The sequence below is a fragment of the Sphingomonas carotinifaciens genome (assembly GCF_009789535.1).
GTDB classification, from domain to species: domain Bacteria; phylum Pseudomonadota; class Alphaproteobacteria; order Sphingomonadales; family Sphingomonadaceae; genus Sphingomonas; species Sphingomonas carotinifaciens.
In genome coordinates this window covers 2,856,506-2,875,271 of record NZ_WSUT01000005.1, presented here as the reverse complement: position 1 = coordinate 2,875,271, position 18,766 = coordinate 2,856,506, and the positions used below count along the sequence as shown (strand labels likewise).

14 protein-coding genes and 1 pseudogene are annotated in these 18,766 nt (G+C 66.4%); 8 read left to right on the top strand and 7 right to left on the bottom strand.

What is annotated here, in order from left to right; translation table 11 throughout:
• Positions 1–88: 88 nt before the first annotated feature.
• The gene (locus GQR91_RS15365) at positions 89–292 is read left to right on the top strand and encodes a DUF5818 domain-containing protein (protein WP_149682454.1); all 204 of its coding nucleotides are present in this window, start codon (positions 89–91) and stop codon (positions 290–292) included.
• Positions 293–397: 105 nt separating this feature from the next.
• On the top strand, positions 398–673 hold the full coding sequence (locus tag GQR91_RS15360; RefSeq protein WP_112382917.1) for an HU family DNA-binding protein: 276 nt from the start codon (positions 398–400) through the stop codon (positions 671–673).
• 51 nt (positions 674–724) lie between these two features.
• Here the strand turns inward: GQR91_RS15360 and GQR91_RS15355 are convergent, their stop codons facing one another.
• Positions 725–2,830 carry a S9 family peptidase gene (locus GQR91_RS15355; protein ID WP_149682453.1) on the bottom strand — a complete coding sequence of 702 codons (2,106 nt, stop codon included), beginning with the start codon at positions 2,828–2,830 and terminating at the stop codon, positions 725–727.
• A 100-nt stretch (positions 2,831–2,930) separates the two neighbouring features.
• Positions 2,931–4,388, bottom strand: a complete 1,458-nt coding sequence (locus GQR91_RS15350; RefSeq protein WP_235904026.1) for a L,D-transpeptidase family protein — start codon at positions 4,386–4,388, stop codon at positions 2,931–2,933.
• Positions 4,389–4,562: 174 nt separating this feature from the next.
• Here GQR91_RS15350 and GQR91_RS15345 point away from each other — a divergent pair, with 174 nt between their 5' ends.
• From GQR91_RS15345 to GQR91_RS15325, 5 genes are all read left to right on the top strand, one after another.
• A complete protein-coding gene (locus tag GQR91_RS15345; protein WP_149682452.1) occupies positions 4,563–7,202 on the top strand; it encodes a TonB-dependent receptor in 2,640 nt (879 codons plus the stop codon).
• The gene (locus GQR91_RS15340; RefSeq protein WP_235904025.1) at positions 7,202–8,302 is read left to right on the top strand and encodes a Ca2+-dependent phosphoinositide-specific phospholipase C; all 1,101 of its coding nucleotides are present in this window, start codon (positions 7,202–7,204) and stop codon (positions 8,300–8,302) included. The genes GQR91_RS15345 and GQR91_RS15340 overlap by 1 nt, the downstream gene beginning before the upstream one ends.
• 133 nt (positions 8,303–8,435) lie before the next feature.
• Positions 8,436–8,918 carry a DUF2141 domain-containing protein gene (locus tag GQR91_RS15335; RefSeq protein ID WP_149682451.1) on the top strand — a complete coding sequence of 161 codons (483 nt, stop codon included), beginning with the start codon at positions 8,436–8,438 and terminating at the stop codon, positions 8,916–8,918.
• Positions 8,919–8,976: 58 nt separating this feature from the next.
• The gene (locus GQR91_RS15330) at positions 8,977–9,348 is read left to right on the top strand and encodes a DUF6481 family protein (protein WP_149682450.1); all 372 of its coding nucleotides are present in this window, start codon (positions 8,977–8,979) and stop codon (positions 9,346–9,348) included.
• Positions 9,345–10,013 (top strand): spermidine synthase, encoded by a 669-nt coding sequence (locus tag GQR91_RS15325; RefSeq protein WP_149682449.1) that lies wholly within the window; start codon positions 9,345–9,347, stop codon positions 10,011–10,013. The genes GQR91_RS15330 and GQR91_RS15325 overlap by 4 nt, the downstream gene beginning before the upstream one ends.
• 189 nt (positions 10,014–10,202) lie before the next feature.
• On the opposite strand, the pseudogene GQR91_RS15320 reads toward GQR91_RS15325, so the two are convergent.
• Positions 10,203–10,960 (bottom strand): annotated as a pseudogene (locus tag GQR91_RS15320) (IS5 family transposase).
• A gap of 272 nt (positions 10,961–11,232) precedes the next feature.
• Between GQR91_RS15320 and GQR91_RS15315 the strand changes: the two are divergent.
• Entirely contained in the window at positions 11,233–11,523 is a 291-nt protein-coding gene (locus tag GQR91_RS15315; RefSeq protein ID WP_149683300.1) for a hypothetical protein, read from the top strand.
• A gap of 231 nt (positions 11,524–11,754) precedes the next feature.
• On the opposite strand, the gene GQR91_RS15310 is transcribed toward GQR91_RS15315, so the two are convergent.
• From GQR91_RS15310 to GQR91_RS15295, 4 genes are read right to left on the bottom strand one after another with little or no spacing between them, the layout of a single operon-like run.
• On the bottom strand, positions 11,755–13,839 hold the full coding sequence (locus tag GQR91_RS15310; RefSeq protein ID WP_149683299.1) for a glycoside hydrolase family 97 protein: 2,085 nt from the start codon (positions 13,837–13,839) through the stop codon (positions 11,755–11,757).
• Positions 13,836–15,434: an alpha-amylase family glycosyl hydrolase gene (locus GQR91_RS15305; RefSeq protein ID WP_149683298.1), complete on the bottom strand. Its 1,599-nt coding sequence runs from the start codon at positions 15,432–15,434 to the stop codon at positions 13,836–13,838. Before GQR91_RS15305 ends, GQR91_RS15310 begins: the two co-directional genes overlap by 4 nt.
• Positions 15,434–17,236 carry an alpha-amylase family glycosyl hydrolase gene (locus GQR91_RS15300; RefSeq protein ID WP_149683297.1) on the bottom strand — a complete coding sequence of 601 codons (1,803 nt, stop codon included), beginning with the start codon at positions 17,234–17,236 and terminating at the stop codon, positions 15,434–15,436. The genes GQR91_RS15305 and GQR91_RS15300 overlap by 1 nt, the downstream gene beginning before the upstream one ends.
• Entirely contained in the window at positions 17,236–18,738 is a 1,503-nt protein-coding gene (locus GQR91_RS15295) for a tryptophan halogenase family protein (protein ID WP_149683296.1), read from the bottom strand. Before GQR91_RS15295 ends, GQR91_RS15300 begins: the two co-directional genes overlap by 1 nt.
• Positions 18,739–18,766 lie beyond the last annotated feature (28 nt).

Sequence of the window (18,766 nt, the reverse complement as noted above, 5' to 3'; positions counted from 1 at the left end):
GCAAGTGTTTTGCGAAGAGTTTTTGTCAGAATGCGACAGGATTGGGCCGCGGCTTTGCTGATGCCCGCGATTGGGATAAGGCGGGGGCATGGCTGTTATCGGAACACGGATCGACGAAACGGGCATGCTGATCCGCGATGGCGGTGGCTTCTACCTGCGGCGTGATCTCGGCGGCCGCTATCTGCTGGCGCTGCCGCGTACACCGGTCGATCTGGTGGAGAAGCGGGTGCGGCTTGTCGGCACGCTGGTCGGCGACGATCTGGTCGATGCAGACGGCGTCGCGCCGGCGTGACCTGCCGCCCGATCTGAGACCGGTTCTCCGCTACCTGCGACAGCCATCTGTCGCCAAGCCGCATTTTGCCCGCTAAAGGCGGCGCCCCAATTGGAGACGATCATCATGAACAATGCCGAACTCGCCGAAACGCTTGTGACCAATCACGGCCTGACCAAGGCCGATGCCCGCAAGGCGGTCGACGATCTGATGGCCGCCATCGTGGCCGCCGCCGCCAAGGGCGACGAGGTGTCGCTTTCCGGCTTCGGCAAGTTCAAGATCAAGGACAGCCCGGCCCGCGAAGGTCGCAACCCCGCCACCGGCGAGACCATCCAGATCGCCGCTGCGCGCAAGCTGACCTTCGTGCCGGCCAAGGCGGTCAAGGACGCGTTGAACGGCTGAACCGGACCGGCGACCGCGCGGGGGGCTCCTCGCGCGGTCGCCCGTTTTCCGTTACTTCCCGCCCGGCGCCACGCCGAGCTGGTCGAGCATGAACGCCTGCCACTCGGCGTTCTGGCGATAGCGTTCGAACCGGCCCGACTTGCCGCCATGTCCCGCCTCCATGTTGGTGCGGAAGAGGAGCGGATTGCTGTCGGTCTTGCGCTCGCGCAGCCGGGCAACCCATTTCGCCGGCTCGTAATATTGCACCTGGCTGTCCCACAGGCCGGTGCCGACGAACATCGCCGGATAGGCCTTGGCCGCGACATTGTCGTAGGGCGAATAGCTCAGCATATAGTCGTAGAACGGCTTTTGCGCCGGATTGCCCCATTCGTCATATTCGAAGGTGGTGAGCGGGATCGACGCGTCGAGCATCGTCGTCACCACGTCGACGAACGGCACCTGTGCGACGATCACCTTGTAGTCGGCGGGTGCCATGTTGGCGACCGCGCCCATCAGCAGCCCGCCGGCGCTGCCGCCCATCGCCGCGACCCGGTCCTTGGCGCCATATTTCTGCGCGACGAGATAACGCGTCACGTCGATGAAGTCGGTGAAGCTGTTCTTCTTGTTGAGCAGATGGCCGTCATCATACCAGCCGCGCCCCATCTCCTGCCCGCCGCGGATATGGGCAAGCGCGTAGACGACGCCGCGATCGAGCAGGGCGATGCGCCCGGCATCCACCGCCGGGTCCATCGATATGCCGTAGCTGCCATAGGAATATTGGAACAGCGGGGCGGTGCCGTCGCGCGCCACGCCCTTCTTGTACACCACCGACACGGGGATGCGCGTCCCGTCGCGCGCCGGCGCCCATAGCCGTTCGGTGACATAGTTCGCCGGATCATAGCCCGGCACCGGCGCGACCTTCAGCACCCGGCGCGCGCCCGTCTTCGCATCGACCTCATAGGTGGTCGTCGGCGTCTTGAGCGAGCCGTAGCTGTAGCGCACGACGCGTGCCCCGGGCTCCTCGTTGACCGACAGCGCCATCTGATAGGCGGGCTCGTCCGCCTCGACGGCGGTCGACCGCCCCTGCGCGTCCAGCAGGCGGATCATCCGGTTGCCGCCCTCGCGCTGGTTGATCGCGACAAAGCCGTCAAACGGCTTGAAGTCCTCGATGAACACGCTGTCGCTTGGCCGTGTCAGGTCCTGCCACCCGGCGACGCCCCCGGCGATCTGCGCATCGGCGACGGTGACCAGCTTGTAGTTCTTGGCCGCGCGATTGGTGCGGATCACCCAGCGGCCACCGGCATGATCGGCACTGTAGCGGAACTCGCGCGCGCGCGGCGCCAGCACGGTAAAGCGCGTCGGATCGCCCGCCGGGGCACAACGCTGTTCGTCGCTGACCGTGCTCTGCACGGTGATGCACGCGTATCGATCGTCCATCGTGCGCATGATGCCCATCTGGAAGGTGTCGTCCTTCTCCTCGTAGAGCAGGCGGTCGGCGCTGACCGGGGTGCCCAGCACATGCGCCATCACCCGGTAACCGCGCAGCGTGACGGGGTCCTTGGCGATGTAGAGCAGGGTGCGGTTGTCGTCCGCCCACACGATGTTGGGCTCCACATTGGTGATCGTGTCGCTCAGCACGCGGCCGGTGGCGAGATCCTTGACCTTCAGCACATATTGGCGCCGCCCGACGACATCCTCCGCCCACGCGACCAGCTTGTTGTCGGGGCTGACCTGCCATTCGGACAGGGCGAAGAAACTGTGGCCCCTCGCCATCACCGGCTGGTCGAACATCAGTTCGGCCGGGGCGTCCGGTGTGCGGCGCCGTTCGACCACCGGATAATCGGCACCCGTGGCGAAGCGCGTCTGATACCACCAGCCATTGTCGCGGTAGGGGACGCTGCTGTCGTCCTGCTTGATGTGCGACACCGTTTCTTCGTACAGCCGGGCCTGCAGCGGCTTGAGCGGGGCCAGCCGCGCATCGGCATAGCCGTTCTCCGCATTCAGATAGGCGAGCATTTCCGGATTTTTGCGGCTGTCATCGCGCAGCCAGTAATAATCGTCCTCGCGCACGCCGTTGGGCGACGTGACCTGATAGGGCTTTTTGGCCGCGCGTGGCGCCTCCTGCGCGGTGGCGGCGACGCCGATCATTGCCGCACCTGCCACCATCAACCTCATCATCGCTGCGTTCCCCTTGTTCCGGAACGCCAAGGCTAGGCGCGGCATCGCCCGGCCGCCAGCAGGAAAATGGCGGCCGGGGCGGGGGCGTCAGGGGCGAGGCTTACGGCCCGACATCGGCGGCGTCGGACTTGACGCGCAGCGCCTTGCCCGCCTTGAACCCGAGCGCGGAGCCGATGCGATCGTCCCAGCCATAGGGATCGTTGCGCACGATCGGCTCGCCGGCCTCGTCGAACAGCACGGTGTGGTAGAGCATGCGGACCGGGATCTGGCGCGGCAGCTTGACGAACGTCTCCTTGCCCGTCGCCCGTGCCTTGTGCCACTCGTCCAGCACGCCCTCGTCGCGGGCGAGCATCTCGGCGAAGCCGAGCGCATCCTCCACCCGCACGCAACCATGGCTGCGCTGGCGCTGCACCATGTTGAACATTGCCTTGGCGGGGGTGTCGTGCAGATAGATCGCATGCTCGTTCTGCATGTCGAACTTGACCAGTCCGAGCGAATTCTTCGGACCCGGCTGCTGCACGATCCAGCCATCCTTCCAGGCCATGTTGTTCGCGCGAAGATAACCGGCGCCCTTGCTCGCCAGCTCCTTCTTCTGGATCGAACGGGGCACCGTCCAGGTTGGGTTCGCGACCAGGCGGAAGATGGGGGAGCCGAGTTGCGGCGTTTCGGTATCCGGCTCGCCGACGACGACCTTGCGGCTGTCGACGATCTTCCCGTCGCGCCAATAGGTCAGGCGTGCCGCGGCCAGGTTCACGTCGATCCGGGTGGCGGGCGGATTGCGGTCCAGCCAGCGTACCCGCTCCATGGCGATCGCGATGGCGCGCGCGCGGTCGAGGTCGGACATGTTGAGGATGGCCAGCGCCTCGTTGCCGATCAGGCCATCGGGCTTCATCCCGTAATCCGCCTGCATCGTACGCACGGCCGCGACCATCGCCGGGGTATAGCGATCCCCTTGCGCGCCCTCGGCCGGCAGATAGTCCAGCACCACCAGTTCGCGGGCGATCGCCGGAATGCGCGGATCGACCGCGTTCGGCTCGATCGCCTCGCCGGTGCCGGCGATGGCGGGTGCCGGGCCGTCCGGCTGGCGGCTCAACTTGCGATAGGCCGCCGACAGCCGCTTGTAATTGGCGTCGGTGGGCGCCAGCCCGTTCAGCCAGCCACTGATGTCGTCGGCGCGCAGCGCCGCGGCCAGACCGGCGCGCAGATCCGGATCGGGCCGGGGCACGGTATAGACCTCGTATAATTTGGCCGGATCGGTTGCGCCGCGTGCCAGCGCGCCGGCAAAGTCCAATGCCTGCTTGGTCAGGGCGGCATTGTCCGAACCGCTCGCGGCGAAGGGCAGGTGATCCAGGCCGTGATCGGCACGCGCGGCGATGGCGTCGCGCAATTGCTTGCTCGTCCGGTCGCTCCACTGTGCGGGTTGTGCCGCCTCGCTGGCATTCGACCCCGCCGTCTGCTCCGCCGGCTGCGTGTTGCAGGCGGCGAGCAGCAGGGCCAGCGCTACCGAGGTCCCGAATTTCGAATGACCGATTTTCGAATGCCCGATTATCGAATGCACGTGTTTCTCCGCCAATGGTTGCCGGGGGAAACGCGCGACCCGGCCACTCGGCTCCCGCGACGGAAACGCGTCCGTAACGAAACTGTCGCGGCTCTGACCTTTGAGTGACACGCATACCGGTTAGCCGCCCGGCAAAGGGCGCCAAGCCAATGGCGCCAAAGGGGAATTTACTCGATGGTGTCTCTTCGCAGCCTGTTTCGGGCATCGGTTTCGCTCGCCCTCGTCACCGGCACGGCCGGCATGGCCAATGCCCAGTCTGCACTCGGGCAGGATGAACGCACGGGCGGGAGCGATGCCGATGCGACCGGCGAGGATATCGTCGTCAACGGCTCCTATGCCCGCAGCCTGTCGGCGGCCGCGGAAACCAAGCGCCGGGCGGCTTACGGCGTCGATTCGATCAGCTCGACCGATATCGGCAAGTTCCCGACCCAGAATGTCGCGGAAGCGTTGCAGCTCGTACCCGGCGTCGCGATCACGCGGCCGCGCGGCGAGGGGCTGTATGTCAGCGTCCGGGGGCTCGGGCCGCAGTTTCAGAATACACTGATGAACGGTCGCACCGTCGCCCTGAACGACCTTATCGAAAATGGCGGCGCCGCCGGGCGCCAGTTCCGCTTCGAAATGCTGCCGGCCGAATTCACCAGCAGCATCGATGTGGTGAAGACGCCCACCGCCGACATGAGCGAGGGCGCGCTGGGCGGCAATATCGACGTCAAGACGTTCCGCCCGCTCGACGTGGGCAACCGGACCACGCTGAACCTGCGCGGCACCTACACGACGCAGACCGAGAAGGTGAAGCCCAACGCGACGATCCTGACCAGTGCCAGGAGCGCGGACGGCAGCTTCGGCATCCTTGCCGGCGCGCAATATTGGGGCAAGGCGGTACGCAACGACCGCTTCATGAATTTCGGCTGGCTGCTCGATCGCTATACCGCTGCCGCCGCCGGCGGACTGCCCACCGGTCTTTATTCGCCCACCCGCACCCGCCCGACGGTGGAGACCGAGGATCGCAAGCGCGTGTCCGGCATCGTGTCCGCCCAGTGGCGTCCGACGCCCGAGCTGGAGACCACACTGGATGTGATCGCGACGCGGCTGGATGTCGCCTATGACGAATTCGGGCTCGACATCTATCCCGACGATCCCGGCACGTCGGTGGTGCCCGGATCGGTCGTGCGCGACGGCGACACGATCACCCGCGCGACGATCAACCGCGTCCGCTTCATGGCCTCGCGCGAATACAGCCTCAACCGGCACGACCTGCTGACGATCGGGCTGAAGCAGACCTGGAACCCGGATCGCTGGCACCTGTCGGCCAATGTGAACTGGTCGGCCGCGCACAGCTTCCATCCCGATTACCGGACCGGCACGGTGCGCAGCCGCGCGGTGTTCAACGCGCCGCTGACCTATGACGCCTCGGGCGGGTACAAGGTGCTGCCCGTCTTCACCACGCCGGTCGATCCCACGGTTGCGGCCAACTACACCCTCTACCCCTTCAACATCGCGCCCAAGGACAGCAAGGACTGGGACAGCTATTCGCGGGTCGACGTGGCGCGCGACATGGGCGGCGTGCTGGCCAAGCTGGCGGCGGGTGTCGAATATCATTGGCGCAAGCGCGACTATTTCCGGCGCGACTATAACGTCAATCCGGCGGCGAACACGCCGCTCACGTCGCTTGGCGCGGGCGCGTTCGAACAGATGCCGTTCAACGATTTCCTGAAGGATGTCGGCGGCGCGGTGCCGCGCAACTGGCTGGTGCCGGTGACGGGCGCGTTCGTGAACGCCTTCTTCACCCCCACGGTGGAGAACGCGCCGCTGACGCTGGGCGATCGCCGTTCGTCCTTCGTGGTGACGGAAAAGATCGCGGCGGGCTATCTGCGCGCGGATTACGAGCTGGGGATGATCAGCGGCAATGTCGGCGTGCGCTACGTCCACACCGATCAGGTGGCGAGCGGTACGCTGACCAGCGGCACCACCGCGACGCCGGCCAGTTTCCCCAAGACGTTCAACAACGTGCTGCCCAGTTTCAACCTGCGTGCCGACCTGTCCGCCACCCTGGTCGGCCGCCTGGCCGCCAGCCGCGTCCTCACCCGCCCCAACGTCACCGACAGCGCCCCGCGCATCACCGTGTCGACCGACGCCCCCACCGCCAGCGGCGGCAACCCCGAACTCGTCCCCTTCCTCGCCACCCAGTTCGACGGCTCGCTGGAATGGTACTTCGCCCCGTCCGGCCTCCTGTCCGGCGCCGTCTTCTACAAGGCGATGGACGACTATATCACGCAACAGAACCTCAACATCGACATTCCCGGCCGCGGCACCGTCCGCCTCGCCACCCAGGTCAATGGCGGCAATGCCAAGGTCTACGGCGCCGAGGTCGCCTACAGCCAGGTGTTCACCTTCCTGCCTGCGCCGTTCGACGGGTTCGGCGTGCAGGGGTCGTACACGCACACCTCGGTCAAGGCGGATTACACCGCGGGCTCGCGTACCATCCGCGACCAGCTGATCGGCTTGTCCAAGAACAGCTTCAATCTGGTCGGCTTCTACGACAAGGGACCCTTGTCGGCGCGGCTTTCCTATGTCTGGCGCGACCGGTACCTGGCGGGGACCGGCAGCACGGTGCAGGCGCCGACCTATGTTGCGCCCTTCGGATCGCTGGACGGCAACCTGTCCATCCGCGTCACCGACGCCGTGACGCTCAGCCTGGAAGGGATCAATCTCGCCGGCGCGCGGCAGAACAGCTACAACGACGACCGGCTGCGCTTTGGCGAGATCAACTATTATGGCCGCACGATCCTGTTCGGCGCGCGGGCGGCATTCTGATGATGAAGCGCGCACTTCTTGCCCTTTGCGCACTGGGAGCGGTGGCGGCGGGCGAGCCGCCCGCGCGGATGAACGACATCCAGGTCGTCGGCTCGCACAACAGCTTCAAACGACGCATTCCCGCCGCGGTGATGGCGGAGTTGCGGCGGCGCGAGCCGAAGCTGGCGGACGGGCTGGATTACGATCACCTGTCGATCACCGAACAACTCGACCGCGGGGTGCGCCAACTGGAACTGGACATCTTCGCCGACCCGGACGGCGGCCGCTATGCCGACCCAAAGGGCGAGGCGCTGGCAAAGGCGGCGGGGGAAGAGACGGGCTTTGACCGGGCGGCGATGCTGCAACCGGGGTTCAAGGTGTTCCATATCCCCGACATCGATTATCTGTCCGGCTGCGTCACCTTTCGCCGCTGCCTGGCGGAAATCGACGCCTGGTCGCGCGCCCACCCCGATCACCTGCCGATCATGGTCACGATCAACGCCGCCGACCAGCCCTCCGGCCGCCCGGGCATCACCGACCCGCTCCCGCTGACCGCCCCCTTGCTCGACGCCCTCGACCGCGAACTCCTCGCCGTCCTGCCCCGCGACCGCCTGATCACCCCCGACACCATACGCGCCCACGCACCAAGCTTGCGCGACGCAATACGCACCCGCGGATGGCCCACACTATCTGCCGCGCGGGGCCGGTTGTTCTTTCTTCTCGACGTCCGGCCCGCGGTGGGCGAACTGTACCGCGCCGGCCATCCTTCACTGGCCGGGCGGCCCATCTTTGGCTGGTACGACGTGGGAGATCCCGATGCTGCGGTGGCGATCGTCCAGGATCCGCTGGTGGACGGCGCGTTGATCCGGCGTTTGGTGAAGGACGGCATGATCGTCCGCACCCGCACGGATGCCAACACGTTAGAAGCGCGGGCGGGCGACTATCGTAAGGCTCGAGCCGCAATTGCCAGCGGTGCGCAGGCTGTCAGCACGGATTATTATCCGGGCGCCCCGACACGCATGGGGCGAAACTTTACGGTGACGTTGCCGGGCGGGGTGATGGAGCGGTGCAATGCCTTGCTGGTGTCCGGGCATCGTGATGTGGGGAAAGACTGCCGGTAAGGTGAGGCGACAGCGCGCGTTCATGTTGAGGATGCCAAGGGCGCGGATGCCATGGCGGTGATTGCGCGTGTCTGCCGAGCGGCAGATGAGGCAGGTCACCATATGGTGTCGCCGGTAAGCGCGAAGGGACCCGATGCTGAACACGATGATGATGCTGGCGCTGTCGAGTGCTGCCGCAGCGGCGAGCATTCTGGGCAGCAATCCGACGCAGGGTGGGGCGTGCGAGGCGGGAACTGGGCAGCGGGTCATGGTGACGGTGCGAGGGCTGAAGGGGGCGACGGGGATGGTGCGCATTCAATTGTACGATGGCCCCGGATTCCTGAAGAAAGGCACGTGGTTAAGCCGTGTCGAGGCGAAGGCCAACCGGTCGGAGATGACGATGTGCATCGCCGCGCCTCGCCCCGGACAATATGCGATCGCGGTGCGCCATGACGCGAACGGCAACGGCAAATCCGACTGGAACGACGGTGGCGGCTTCTCACGCGATCCCAAGCTGTCGCTGCTCAACCTGAAGCCGAGCTTCGACAAGGTGGTCATCCCGGTCCATGCCGGCACCACCAACGTCTTGGTGACGATGAACTACCGGCAGGGATTGAGCATCGGGCCGGTCGATTGAGCGGTGCCATGAATCTCTGATCTTTCCCGCCGCCAACTTTGTGCTAACAGGCGCCGGCATGACAGGATTCAAAGTTCCGAGCTTCCAGGATCGCGCCGCAGCGGCGCGTGAAGCAAAGCAGCGCGCGTTGGAGAAGATGCGCAACAAGCCCGTGGTCGATGCGGCGGTCGTGGCAGAGCGCCTGGCAGCGGCCGAGGCGAAGGAGGCGGCAGCGGCCGAGCGACGGGCCGCCCGACAGGCCGAGATCGAGCAGAAAAAGGTGGCAAAGGAAGAGCTTCGCGCCAAAGCCGCAGCCGAGGCCGCGGAAGCCGCCGAGCGCGCCGCAGCCGCGCGCCGGCCCGCACCGCCGCCCGTCTTGCCCACCCCGGCCGAATTGAAAGCCGCGCGCGATGCGCGCTATGCCGCACGCAAGGCACGCCAGCGGGGATGACCCCCCGCGAGCTGATTGGCGTTGCCGAGGTACCCGGGGGACCGCCGCTCAGGCTGTTCCGCCGGGGCGGCGACTTCATGATCGTGCTCGAACGCAACGAACTGATGAGCACGCGCATGAGCGGGTCCGAGGTCGCACTCGGCACCATGACGTGCGAGCGGTTGCGCGGACATCCCGCGCCGCACCTGCTGATCGGTGGATACGGCATGGGGTTCACGCTGCGCGCGGTGCTGGGGCTGCTGGGCCCTGACGCGCGGGTGACGGTGGCCGAGCTGGTGCCGGGCATCATCGAATGGGCGCGCGGGCCGATGGCGGCGATGACCGACGGATGCCTGGACGACCCCCGCGTCACGCTGGCGATGGGCGATGTGGCCGAGGCGATCCGCGCCGGCGTCGGGCGTTATGACGCGATCATGCTAGACGTGGACAACGGGCCAGACGGCCTGACCCGGCCGGCGAACGACGGCATCTACACGCCGGGGGGGCTGGCCGAGGCCCGCCGTGCCCTGCGCCCCGGCGGGGTGCTGGCGATCTGGTCTGCGGGTGTGGATGCGGCGTTCACGCGGCGGCTGGGGCAGGCGGGGTTCGCGGTCGATGAGGTGCGGGTGAAGGCGCGCGACAACGGCAAGGGGCCGACGCATGTGATCTGGTTCGCGCGGCGTTAGAGCGGGATGGCTTCATTCTGATAGGCTGATACGCGCGGCGATGCGTCTCTCGATACGTCGTCTCGATACGCGGCTTTGCCGCTACTCGACGACTACTCGAGACGAACGGGGGAGTGGATCGATACGGCGTCTCGGTACGCGCCCTTGCCGCTATTCGGCGATTGATCAAAACCTAGGCCGGATCGACATTCATCGTAGCCAGATCATGGCGGCGGCGAGATGAACGAAGCCGGTGAAATGGGTGGTTCGGCGGTCGTAGCGAGTGGCGAAGCGGCGGAAATGTTTGAGGCGGCTGAAGCATCGTTCGATCTGGTTGCGATGCCTGTAGATTTCCGCATCGTGCGGGATGGCGACCTTGCGGTTGCGCTTGGACGGGATCACCGCCTCGGCGTGCATCGCGGCGATCTGGTCACGTAAGTCGTTGCCATCATACGCCTTGTCGGCAAGCACCGCTTTTCCGCGCTGACCTTCGAGTAAGCCGGATGCCGAGGCGATGTCGCTGGCTTGGCCGGGCGTGATGCGAAACCGCAAGGGGCGGCCGAACGTGTCGGCGAGCATGTGTATCTTGGTGGTCAGTCCGCCTCGGGAACGCCCCAGCGCCTGATCCTTGGCCCCCCTTTTCCGGTCGCCGCCTGTTGGTGCGCGCGAACGATGGTGCTGTCGATCATCAGATACTGGTTGTCGCGGTCAGCCGTCAGCGCCTCGAACACCCGCTCCCAGACGCCAGCGTGGCACCAGCGGCTGAAGCGTCGATGGACTGTCTTCCACTTGCCGTAGCGTTCCGGAAGGTCGCACCAGTGTGCGCCCGAGCGCAGTACCCAAAGACATCCGTTCACGAACAAGCGGTTGTCCGCACCCGTCCGGCCAGGATCAGCGCTCTTGCCGGGAACCAGCAACGCAATCCGCGACCATTGCGCCTTGCTCAACTCGTACCGCTTAATCCCCATCATCCGCTCCGCGCCACAACACGGATGCCTATGAATCAGCCTTTACGCCATTTGGGAATCCTGAATGTCGATCCGGCCTAGGGCAAGGGATGGATCAAGCCGGTGTCATCCAATCCTAGGTCGTGAACTCATAAACGACCGCTGTCGGTAACCCGCCTGGAGGTCTGAGATTGGCAGGATAGCGGAAAGGCTGCTTTTGGGCACGCCATGGTGGTTAGCTGACCTTCATCGTGGCAAGCGTATGCTTGAACTGCGAGGTAGCGAGCATGCCCATGAGCGACGATAAGGGGGAGCAACGTCTCCCACTAACTATCATTCCGGTGGCTATCGCAGTCGCCTTGCCAATCCTGCAAAGCGTATTCGAACACGGATGGCTCGAAATGGCTTTTGGTGGATGGGCGTTGCTGTTTTGGATCGCGGTGCTGGCGTGGGTAGCGTGCGTGGTGCTGGCGATCAAGCGCTTTAAATCATGGTGGTTGCTATTCACAATGCCGTTGGTGCTGCTCCCCGTCGCGATGGCAGGCGGTCTCTTGGCCGCCTGCGCGACCGGTGATTGCCTTTAACAGGATCCTTGCACGTCCGCTTCTGGGGAGCGCAGCGATAATGATCGACGGCGTAGTTTGGGCGGTTTCGGGCATTTCGGGTTTATGAGTCTACGACCTGGTCGGGCCAGCCGGGCATTTCCTTGCCAGCGGCGCGTTTGTGGAAGCGCCCCACCCCAATCCAGCGACAGATGAACGGCACCCGGTGCTGTTCACCTGTCGATCCTGAAGGGGAGGGGCCTCTTGTTTGTATCAGCGGCCTGCCTTGAAGCGGATGGCCTGGCCGCCGCCGGGGGCGAGCGACAGGATGATCGTGTCGCCCTTCTTCACGCGCTTCGTCTCGAAGGCGATCGCGTGGCGGGCTTCGGTGGCGTAGGTGGCGCCGGGGCCGTCCTTGTAGATTTGCGCGGTGTAGGTGCGGCCGGGTTCGAGGAAGTCGAGCGTGACCGTCACGTTGCGCGGGTTTTCGTCGGTGATGCTGCCCAGATACCAGTCGCGGCTGTTGCGATCGGCCCGCGCGAAGGTGACGAAGTCGCCGACCTCGCCGTTCAGCACGCGGGTGTCCTGCCAATCGGTGGGCACGTCGCGGATGAAGCGGAAGGCGTCGGGGTATTTCGCGTAGTTCTCCGGCGTGTCGGCGGCCATCTGCACCGGCGAATAGAGGACGACGTAGAGCGCGAGCTGCTTGGCGATGGTCGACTGGATCGGGCTGTTGTCCGAACCGGTCAGGCTGAGGACGCCGGGGGTGAAGTCCATCGGCCCCTCCAGCATGCGGGTAAAGGCGAGGTTCGCTTCATGTTCGGGCGGGTTCTTGCCGGGCCATGCGTTATATTCCATGCCGCGTGACCCCTCGCGCGCCAGCCAGTTGGGGTAGGTACGGCGCAGCCCCGTGTCCTTGACGGGTTCGTGCGCGTCGATGCCGACGCGGTATTTGGCGGCGGCCTGCACGACGCGCAGGTGGTGGTTCACCATCCACTGGCCCTCATGCCATTCGCGCGCAATGGAGCCGTCCGGGTTGGCGCGCTCGATCTGGCCGGCATCGGCGACATAGCCGGTCTTCACCACATGCTCGCCGTGATCGGCGGCGAATTTGAACGCCTGGTCGAACTGGCTCTCGTAATGGCTGGCGGCACCGCCGGTTTCGTGATGGCCGATCAGCGAAACCTTCTTCGACTTGGCATAGTTCGCGAGATAGTCGGCATCGAAGTCGGCGGTCGGGGTGGCGAACTGCATCGCACTGCCATTGCCGGCCCAGTCGCCGTCCCAGCCGACGTTCCAGCCCTCCACCAGTACGCCCTGGATGTTGTTGGCGCCGGCAAAGTCTATATATTTCTTGACGTTGGCGGTGGTGGCGCCGTGGCGGGGGCCACGCGCCCACGTCCAGTCGCCCTTGATCATGTTCCACCACACGCCGACGAACTTGCCCGGCTTCACCCAGGACACGTCGCCCAGCTTGTTGGGCTCGTTGAGGTTGAGCATGAGGTGGCTCATATAAAGGCCAGGGGCGTCGTCGGCGATGAGCAGGGTACGCCACGGCGTCGTCCAGCTTCCCGTCTTGACCACCTTCGGCCCGCCCGAGCCAGGAGTGAGGACGGTGCGCAGCGTGTTGCCTTCGGTCTTCATCACCGCGGTGGAGGCATAGTCGACGAGGGCGGCCTCGTGCAGCGCGACATGCGTGCCGCCGGCCAGCTTCAGCGTGATCGGGGTGGCGGCCGTGCCGACCGCGGACAGGGGGGTGCGCTGGTAGAGATATTCCTCGCGATTCCACTGGAACGCGACCTTCCACCAGGCGGTGGCATCTTCGGCGAAGCTGAATTCGGTCAGCTCGTCTGCAATGTTGGCGCCGTGCATGTTCGCCTGATCGGGCACCTCGTAGCGGAAGCCGATGCCATCGTCCTGCACGCGGAACACGACGTCGATGACGCGGTGGAGCGGCGTCGTCTCCATGAGGCGAACGCGCATCTCCTTGTGATTGTCGCGAATCGTGCGCCATTCGCCCCAGGGTTGCGTCCATGTCGTGTCGACGGGCTTGGCATGAGTGACCGACTGGATGCGCAACTGACGCTCGATCTTGGGCGCGTCGGTGAACAGGAAGCCGAGGCGCGACGGGGCGACGATCAGCGTGCCGCCGCGCGAAACGGACCAGAGCGCGCGGCCGTCATTGTCGGTGGTGACGGAGACGGCGATGCGGCCATCGGGCGAGGTTTCGATCGCCTCCGGCTGGTCGGCGGGGCGGGCGAACTTGAAGGTTTCGTTGACGGCCGGGGCGGCGGTGTCCTGCGCGGACGCCGTGGTGGTGGCGAGGCCGAGGGCCAGCAGGGCGGCGATACGGGTCATGCGATCTTCTCCGCGATCAGGGCGGCATAGGGGCCGAAGCGCCAGCCGGTGCAGTCGTTGACATGGGTGAGGGGGCGCCACGCATCGGCGTCTTGCGGCGCCCAGCGGGCAGGGGTTTCGGCCATGTTGAAGACGCAGAGCAGCGTCTGATCCCCCTCATGACGCTCGAAGGCGAGCAGCGTATCGGTGACCGTGACGAGGTGCAGGTCGCCGGTGGCGAGCGCGGGGTTGTCGCGACGCAGGCGGATGAGCGCGCGCGTGAGGTTGAGCAGCGAGGCGGGATCGCCCTCCTGCCGGTTGACCGCGAACTGCGCATGATCCTCGCCCAGCGGCAGCCAGGGCCGGGCGTCGGAAAAGCCGCCGTTCACGGCGTTGCTGCTCCACGGCATGGGCGTGCGGGCGCCGTCGCGCGACAGGGTGAGCGGCCAGTTGGCGATCGCCTCCGGATCCTGCAGCCGGTCGAAGGGCACGTCGACCTGGGTGAGCCCCAGTTCCTCGCCATTATACAGGAAGACATTGCCGCGCAGGGCGAGCAGCAGCAGCATCTTCATGTGCGCGAAACGGTCGCGATAGTCGGGCGCCACCCAGCGCGAGACGGCGCGCGGCGCATCATGGTTCTCGAACGCCCAGCTCGGCCAGCCGATATTGTCGCCGGCCGGCCAGCGCTCCAGCGCCTCGGCGACGACCGCCGGGGTCAGGCGATCGGCATACAGGAAGTCGAAGCCATAGGCGGTGTGAAGGCGCTTCGCCCCTTCGGTGAACAGCTTCATCTCGCGGTCGGCATCGTCGCCGCCGACCTCCGCCACGGTGAAGCGGCCGTCATATTCGTCGAGCAGCGCGCGGATGCGCTCCAGAAAGGCCGGGATGCCGGCATGGCTCTGATTGTGGATCTTGAGCTGGTAATCGAACGGACGGGTGCGGACCTTGCCCGTGTCGGGGGCGGGCGGATTGTCGGTCAACTCATGCGTGTGCATCATGAAGTTGATCGCATCGAGGCGGAAGCCGTCGACGCCGCGATCGAGCCAGAAGCGCGCGGTGGCGAGCAATTCCTCCTGCACCGCGGGCAGGTGGACGTGAAGCTGCGGCTGTTCCTTCAGGAAGTTGTGGAGGTAATATTGGCGGCGGCGCGCGTCCCAGGTCCAGGCCGGGCCGCCAAAGACCGATTGCCAGTTGGACGGGGGCGAACCGTCCGGCTTGGCATCGGCCCAGACATACCAGTCGGCGCGCGGGTTGGTGCGGCTGGCGCGGCTTTCGACGAACCACGGATGCTCGTCGGAGGTGTGGCTGTACACCTGATCGATGACGACGCGTAAGGACAGGTCGTGCGCGCGGGCGACAAGGGCGTCGAAATCGGCCAGCGTGCCGAAGATCGGATCGACGTCGCGGTAATCGGCGACGTCATAGCCGAAATCCTTCATCGGCGAGGTAAAGAAGGGCGAAAGCCAGATGGCGTCGACGCCGAGGCTGGCGACGTGATCCAGCCGGGCGGTGATGCCGGCGAGATCGCCAATGCCGTCATTGTTGGAGTCGGCAAAGCTGCGCGGGTAGATCTGGTAGATCACCGCGCCTTTCCACCAGGGTTTTGGGAGGGGCATCAACGGGGCTCCGCGGCGCAGACGGCGTAGCCGAAGGCGGGAAGGGTGAGAAGGAGGCTGCCGGGTGCGGCGGCCTGTGTGGGGCAGGGGCCGGCAAGGGCGGTGAAGCGCGTGGCGGCAGTGTCGACCTCGACCCCTTGCGTGACGGGTTTGTCGCTGGTGTTGAAGGCGAGCAGGATCTCGCGGCCCGTGTCGGGATCGATGCGGGAGACGGCGAACAGGCCGGGCTTGTCGTCGCGGGCGCGGATGATCTGGCGGCCGCGGGTGAGGGCGGGGTGGGACAGGCGCAGGCCCGCCAGCGTCGCGATCTGTCGGTAGAGCGGGTGGCTGGTGTCGAAGTTCGCGGTGGCGGTGGTCGCGGTCGTGCCCACGAGCTTGTTGTCGTTATAGACCGCCACCTTGCTGGCGAACATGTCCTCGCGGGCGTCCTGATCGTTGCCGTCGCCGGCAAAGCCCTGCTCGTCGCCGGAATAGATGGTGGGTACGCCCCGCAACGTCATGAGCATCGCATGGCCGAGCTGGACGCGCTTCAGCACCTCGTCGTCCGACGCATTCGGGTTCGCCTCGCGCACGTCGCGGGCGAAACGGCCATGGTCGTGATTGCCGAGAAAGGTGGGAAGGATCATCGCGGTGTCCTCACCCCGCGCGTAGAGCACGTCGCCCTCGAACAGGGAGGCCAGCTCGCTGGTCGGCTTGTTGCCCGCCACCGTGTCGATCACCGCGTTCATGAAGGCGAAGTCGAGGACCGCCGGGTAATCGGCGATCTTCGTCCAGCGCGCGAGATAGCCGGGCTCCATGCCCGAGGTGACTTCGCCGAAGATGTGGAAATTGGGGATGCCGTTGGCACGCGCGCGCGCCTGCATCGCGGGCACGAAGCTGCGCCAGAATTCGGGGTTCACATGCTTGGCGGTGTCGACGCGGAACCCGTCGACGCCGAACCGGTCGATCCAGCCGCCGAAGATGTCGATCATGCCGGCGATGACGCGCGGGTTCTCGGTCATCAGATCGTCGAGGCCGGAAAAGTCGCCGGTGGTGCTGCTCTCGTCGGCAAAGGTCGTGTTGCCGCGATTGTGGTAATAGATGGGATCGTTGAGCCAGGCGGGGGTCTTGGCGTTCCGCTCCGCAGGCGGAACGTAAGGGGTGTAGGCGTAGGTCGGGTCGGTAAGCTTCGCGAAGTTCTGCGGCGTCTGCACGCCGTCGCCCGCAAAGCCGGGATTGATGGCGGCACCGTTCAGCCCGCCCTTGCGGCTATAGGGATAATTGCCGCGATCGCGGTAGGGGCAGGGCGATCCTTCGGCGCATTCGCGGTACTGGATCACATCGGCGGTGTGGTTGACGATGATGTCCATATAGACCTTCATCCCGCGGCCGTGCGCGGCATCGATGAAGGCGCGCAGGTCCGCCTCCGTGCCGAGGTGCGGATCGACGGTGGTGAAGTCGGTGATCCAGTAGCCGTGGTAACCGGCGCTCTCCCGGCCCTTCGCACCCTGGACGGGCTTGTTCTTGAAGATCGGCCCAAGCCAGATCGCGGTGGCGCCGAGCGACTGAATATAGTCGAGACGCTGCGTCAGCCCCTTGAGGTCGCCGCCGTGGAAGAAGCCCTTGTGCGTCGGGTCGAAACCGGTCCGGAGCGGGCCGCCGGTCAGGCCGCCGCGGTCGTTGGCGGGATCGCCGTTTTCGAAGCGGTCGGGCAGGACGAAGTAGATCACCTCGTCCTGCGGCAGGCGCTGGCGATAATCCTGGGCGGGCGCCGCGGTGGCAGTGGCGAGCAACGTGCTGGCGAGGAGGGCGAATAGTCTCATCAGGCGGCCTTTGAAACGGGGGCGGCGCAGTGCGCGGCGATGAAGGCGTCGTGGGCGGGCATGCGCGCGGCGACGGCGGCGGCATGGGTGCGGGCGAGCGCGAGGAAGTCGGCAAGGTCGGCAGGCGGGATCGCATCGGCGAGCGCGTGGTGGCCGAGGGGCTGTACGCCCTGGCCGATCAGGACCTGGAGCCAGCCGACCTCGGTGAACAGCTCGTCGCCCTCGCGCAGGATGCGGCCATTGGCGCGGAACAGGGCGAGGCGCTCGGCAAGGCTGTCGGGCGGGGGGGCGTCGCGGCGTGCCTGCCAGAAGGGCTCGGGCCGGGCATTCGCGTGGTAGTGGAGGATCAGCAGGTCGCGGATCGCCAGCCATTCCGCCTCGGTACGGCGGTTGAAGGCGGCGATGTCGGCGTCTGCCAGCGTCTTGCCCGGCCAATATTCGAGCAGGCGGGCGATGCCGGACTGAACGAGATGGATGCTGGTCGATTCCAGCGGCTCCATGAACCCGGCGGCGAGCCCGAGCGCGACGCAGTTGCCGACCCAGGCGGCGCGGCGGCGGCCGGTGGTGAAGCGTAAAGGTCGCGGCTCGGCGAGAGGCGCGCCGTTGCATCCGGCGAGGAGGCGGGCGGTGGCCTCGTCGTCGGAGAGATGGGCGCTGGCATAGACGATGCCGTTGCCGGTGCGGTGCTGGAGCGGGATGCGCCATTGCCAGCCGGCGGGGTGGGCAGTGGCGCGAGTGTAGGGGGACAGCGGATCGAGGCGGGCCGTGGGAACGGCGATCGCGCGGTCGCAGGGGAGGTGGTGGGACCAGTCCTCGAACGCGGTGCCGAGGGTTTCGCCCAGCAGCAGGCTGCGAAAACCGGAGCAGTCGACGAACAGGTCGCCGGCGACCCGGCGATCGCCTTCGAGATGAACGGCGGCGATGTGGCCGGTTTCGCCGTCGCGCTCGACGCCGGTGATACGGCCTTCGATGCGCTCGACGCCTGCGGCCTCGGCATGGCGGCGCAGGAAGGCGGCGTAGAGGGCGGCGTCGAAATGGAACGCCCAGGCGATGCCGCTGGGCAGATCGGGGCGCCCATGGTCGCGGGCGAAGCGGCCGGCGGCGGCCGCCTGCGCGGCGGCGCTGTGGTCCCAGAGCGAGCCGGGGCGGCCGGCGCGCAGCCAGTAATGGTGAAAGGGAACGAGGCCGAGCGCGCGGCCGATGGTGCCGAAGGCGTGGGTGTAGCGGCTGCCGTCGCCGGACCAGCCCGCAAATTCGATGCCGAGTTTGAACGTGCCCTGCGTCGCACGCAGGAACGCGTCCTCGTCGATCCCCAGCATGTGGTTGAAGATGCGCAGCGCAGGGATCGTCGCCTCGCCGACGCCGATGGTGCCGATCGCGTCGGATTCGACCAGCCGGATGCGGTGATCCGGCGGCAGGAAGCGGGCAAGCGCGGCCGCGGCCATCCAGCCGGCGGTGCCGCCGCCGACGATGACCACGCTTCGTGTGCTGGAGCCGGTCATGAGCCTCCCCTCGGCATGCGATGCCCCC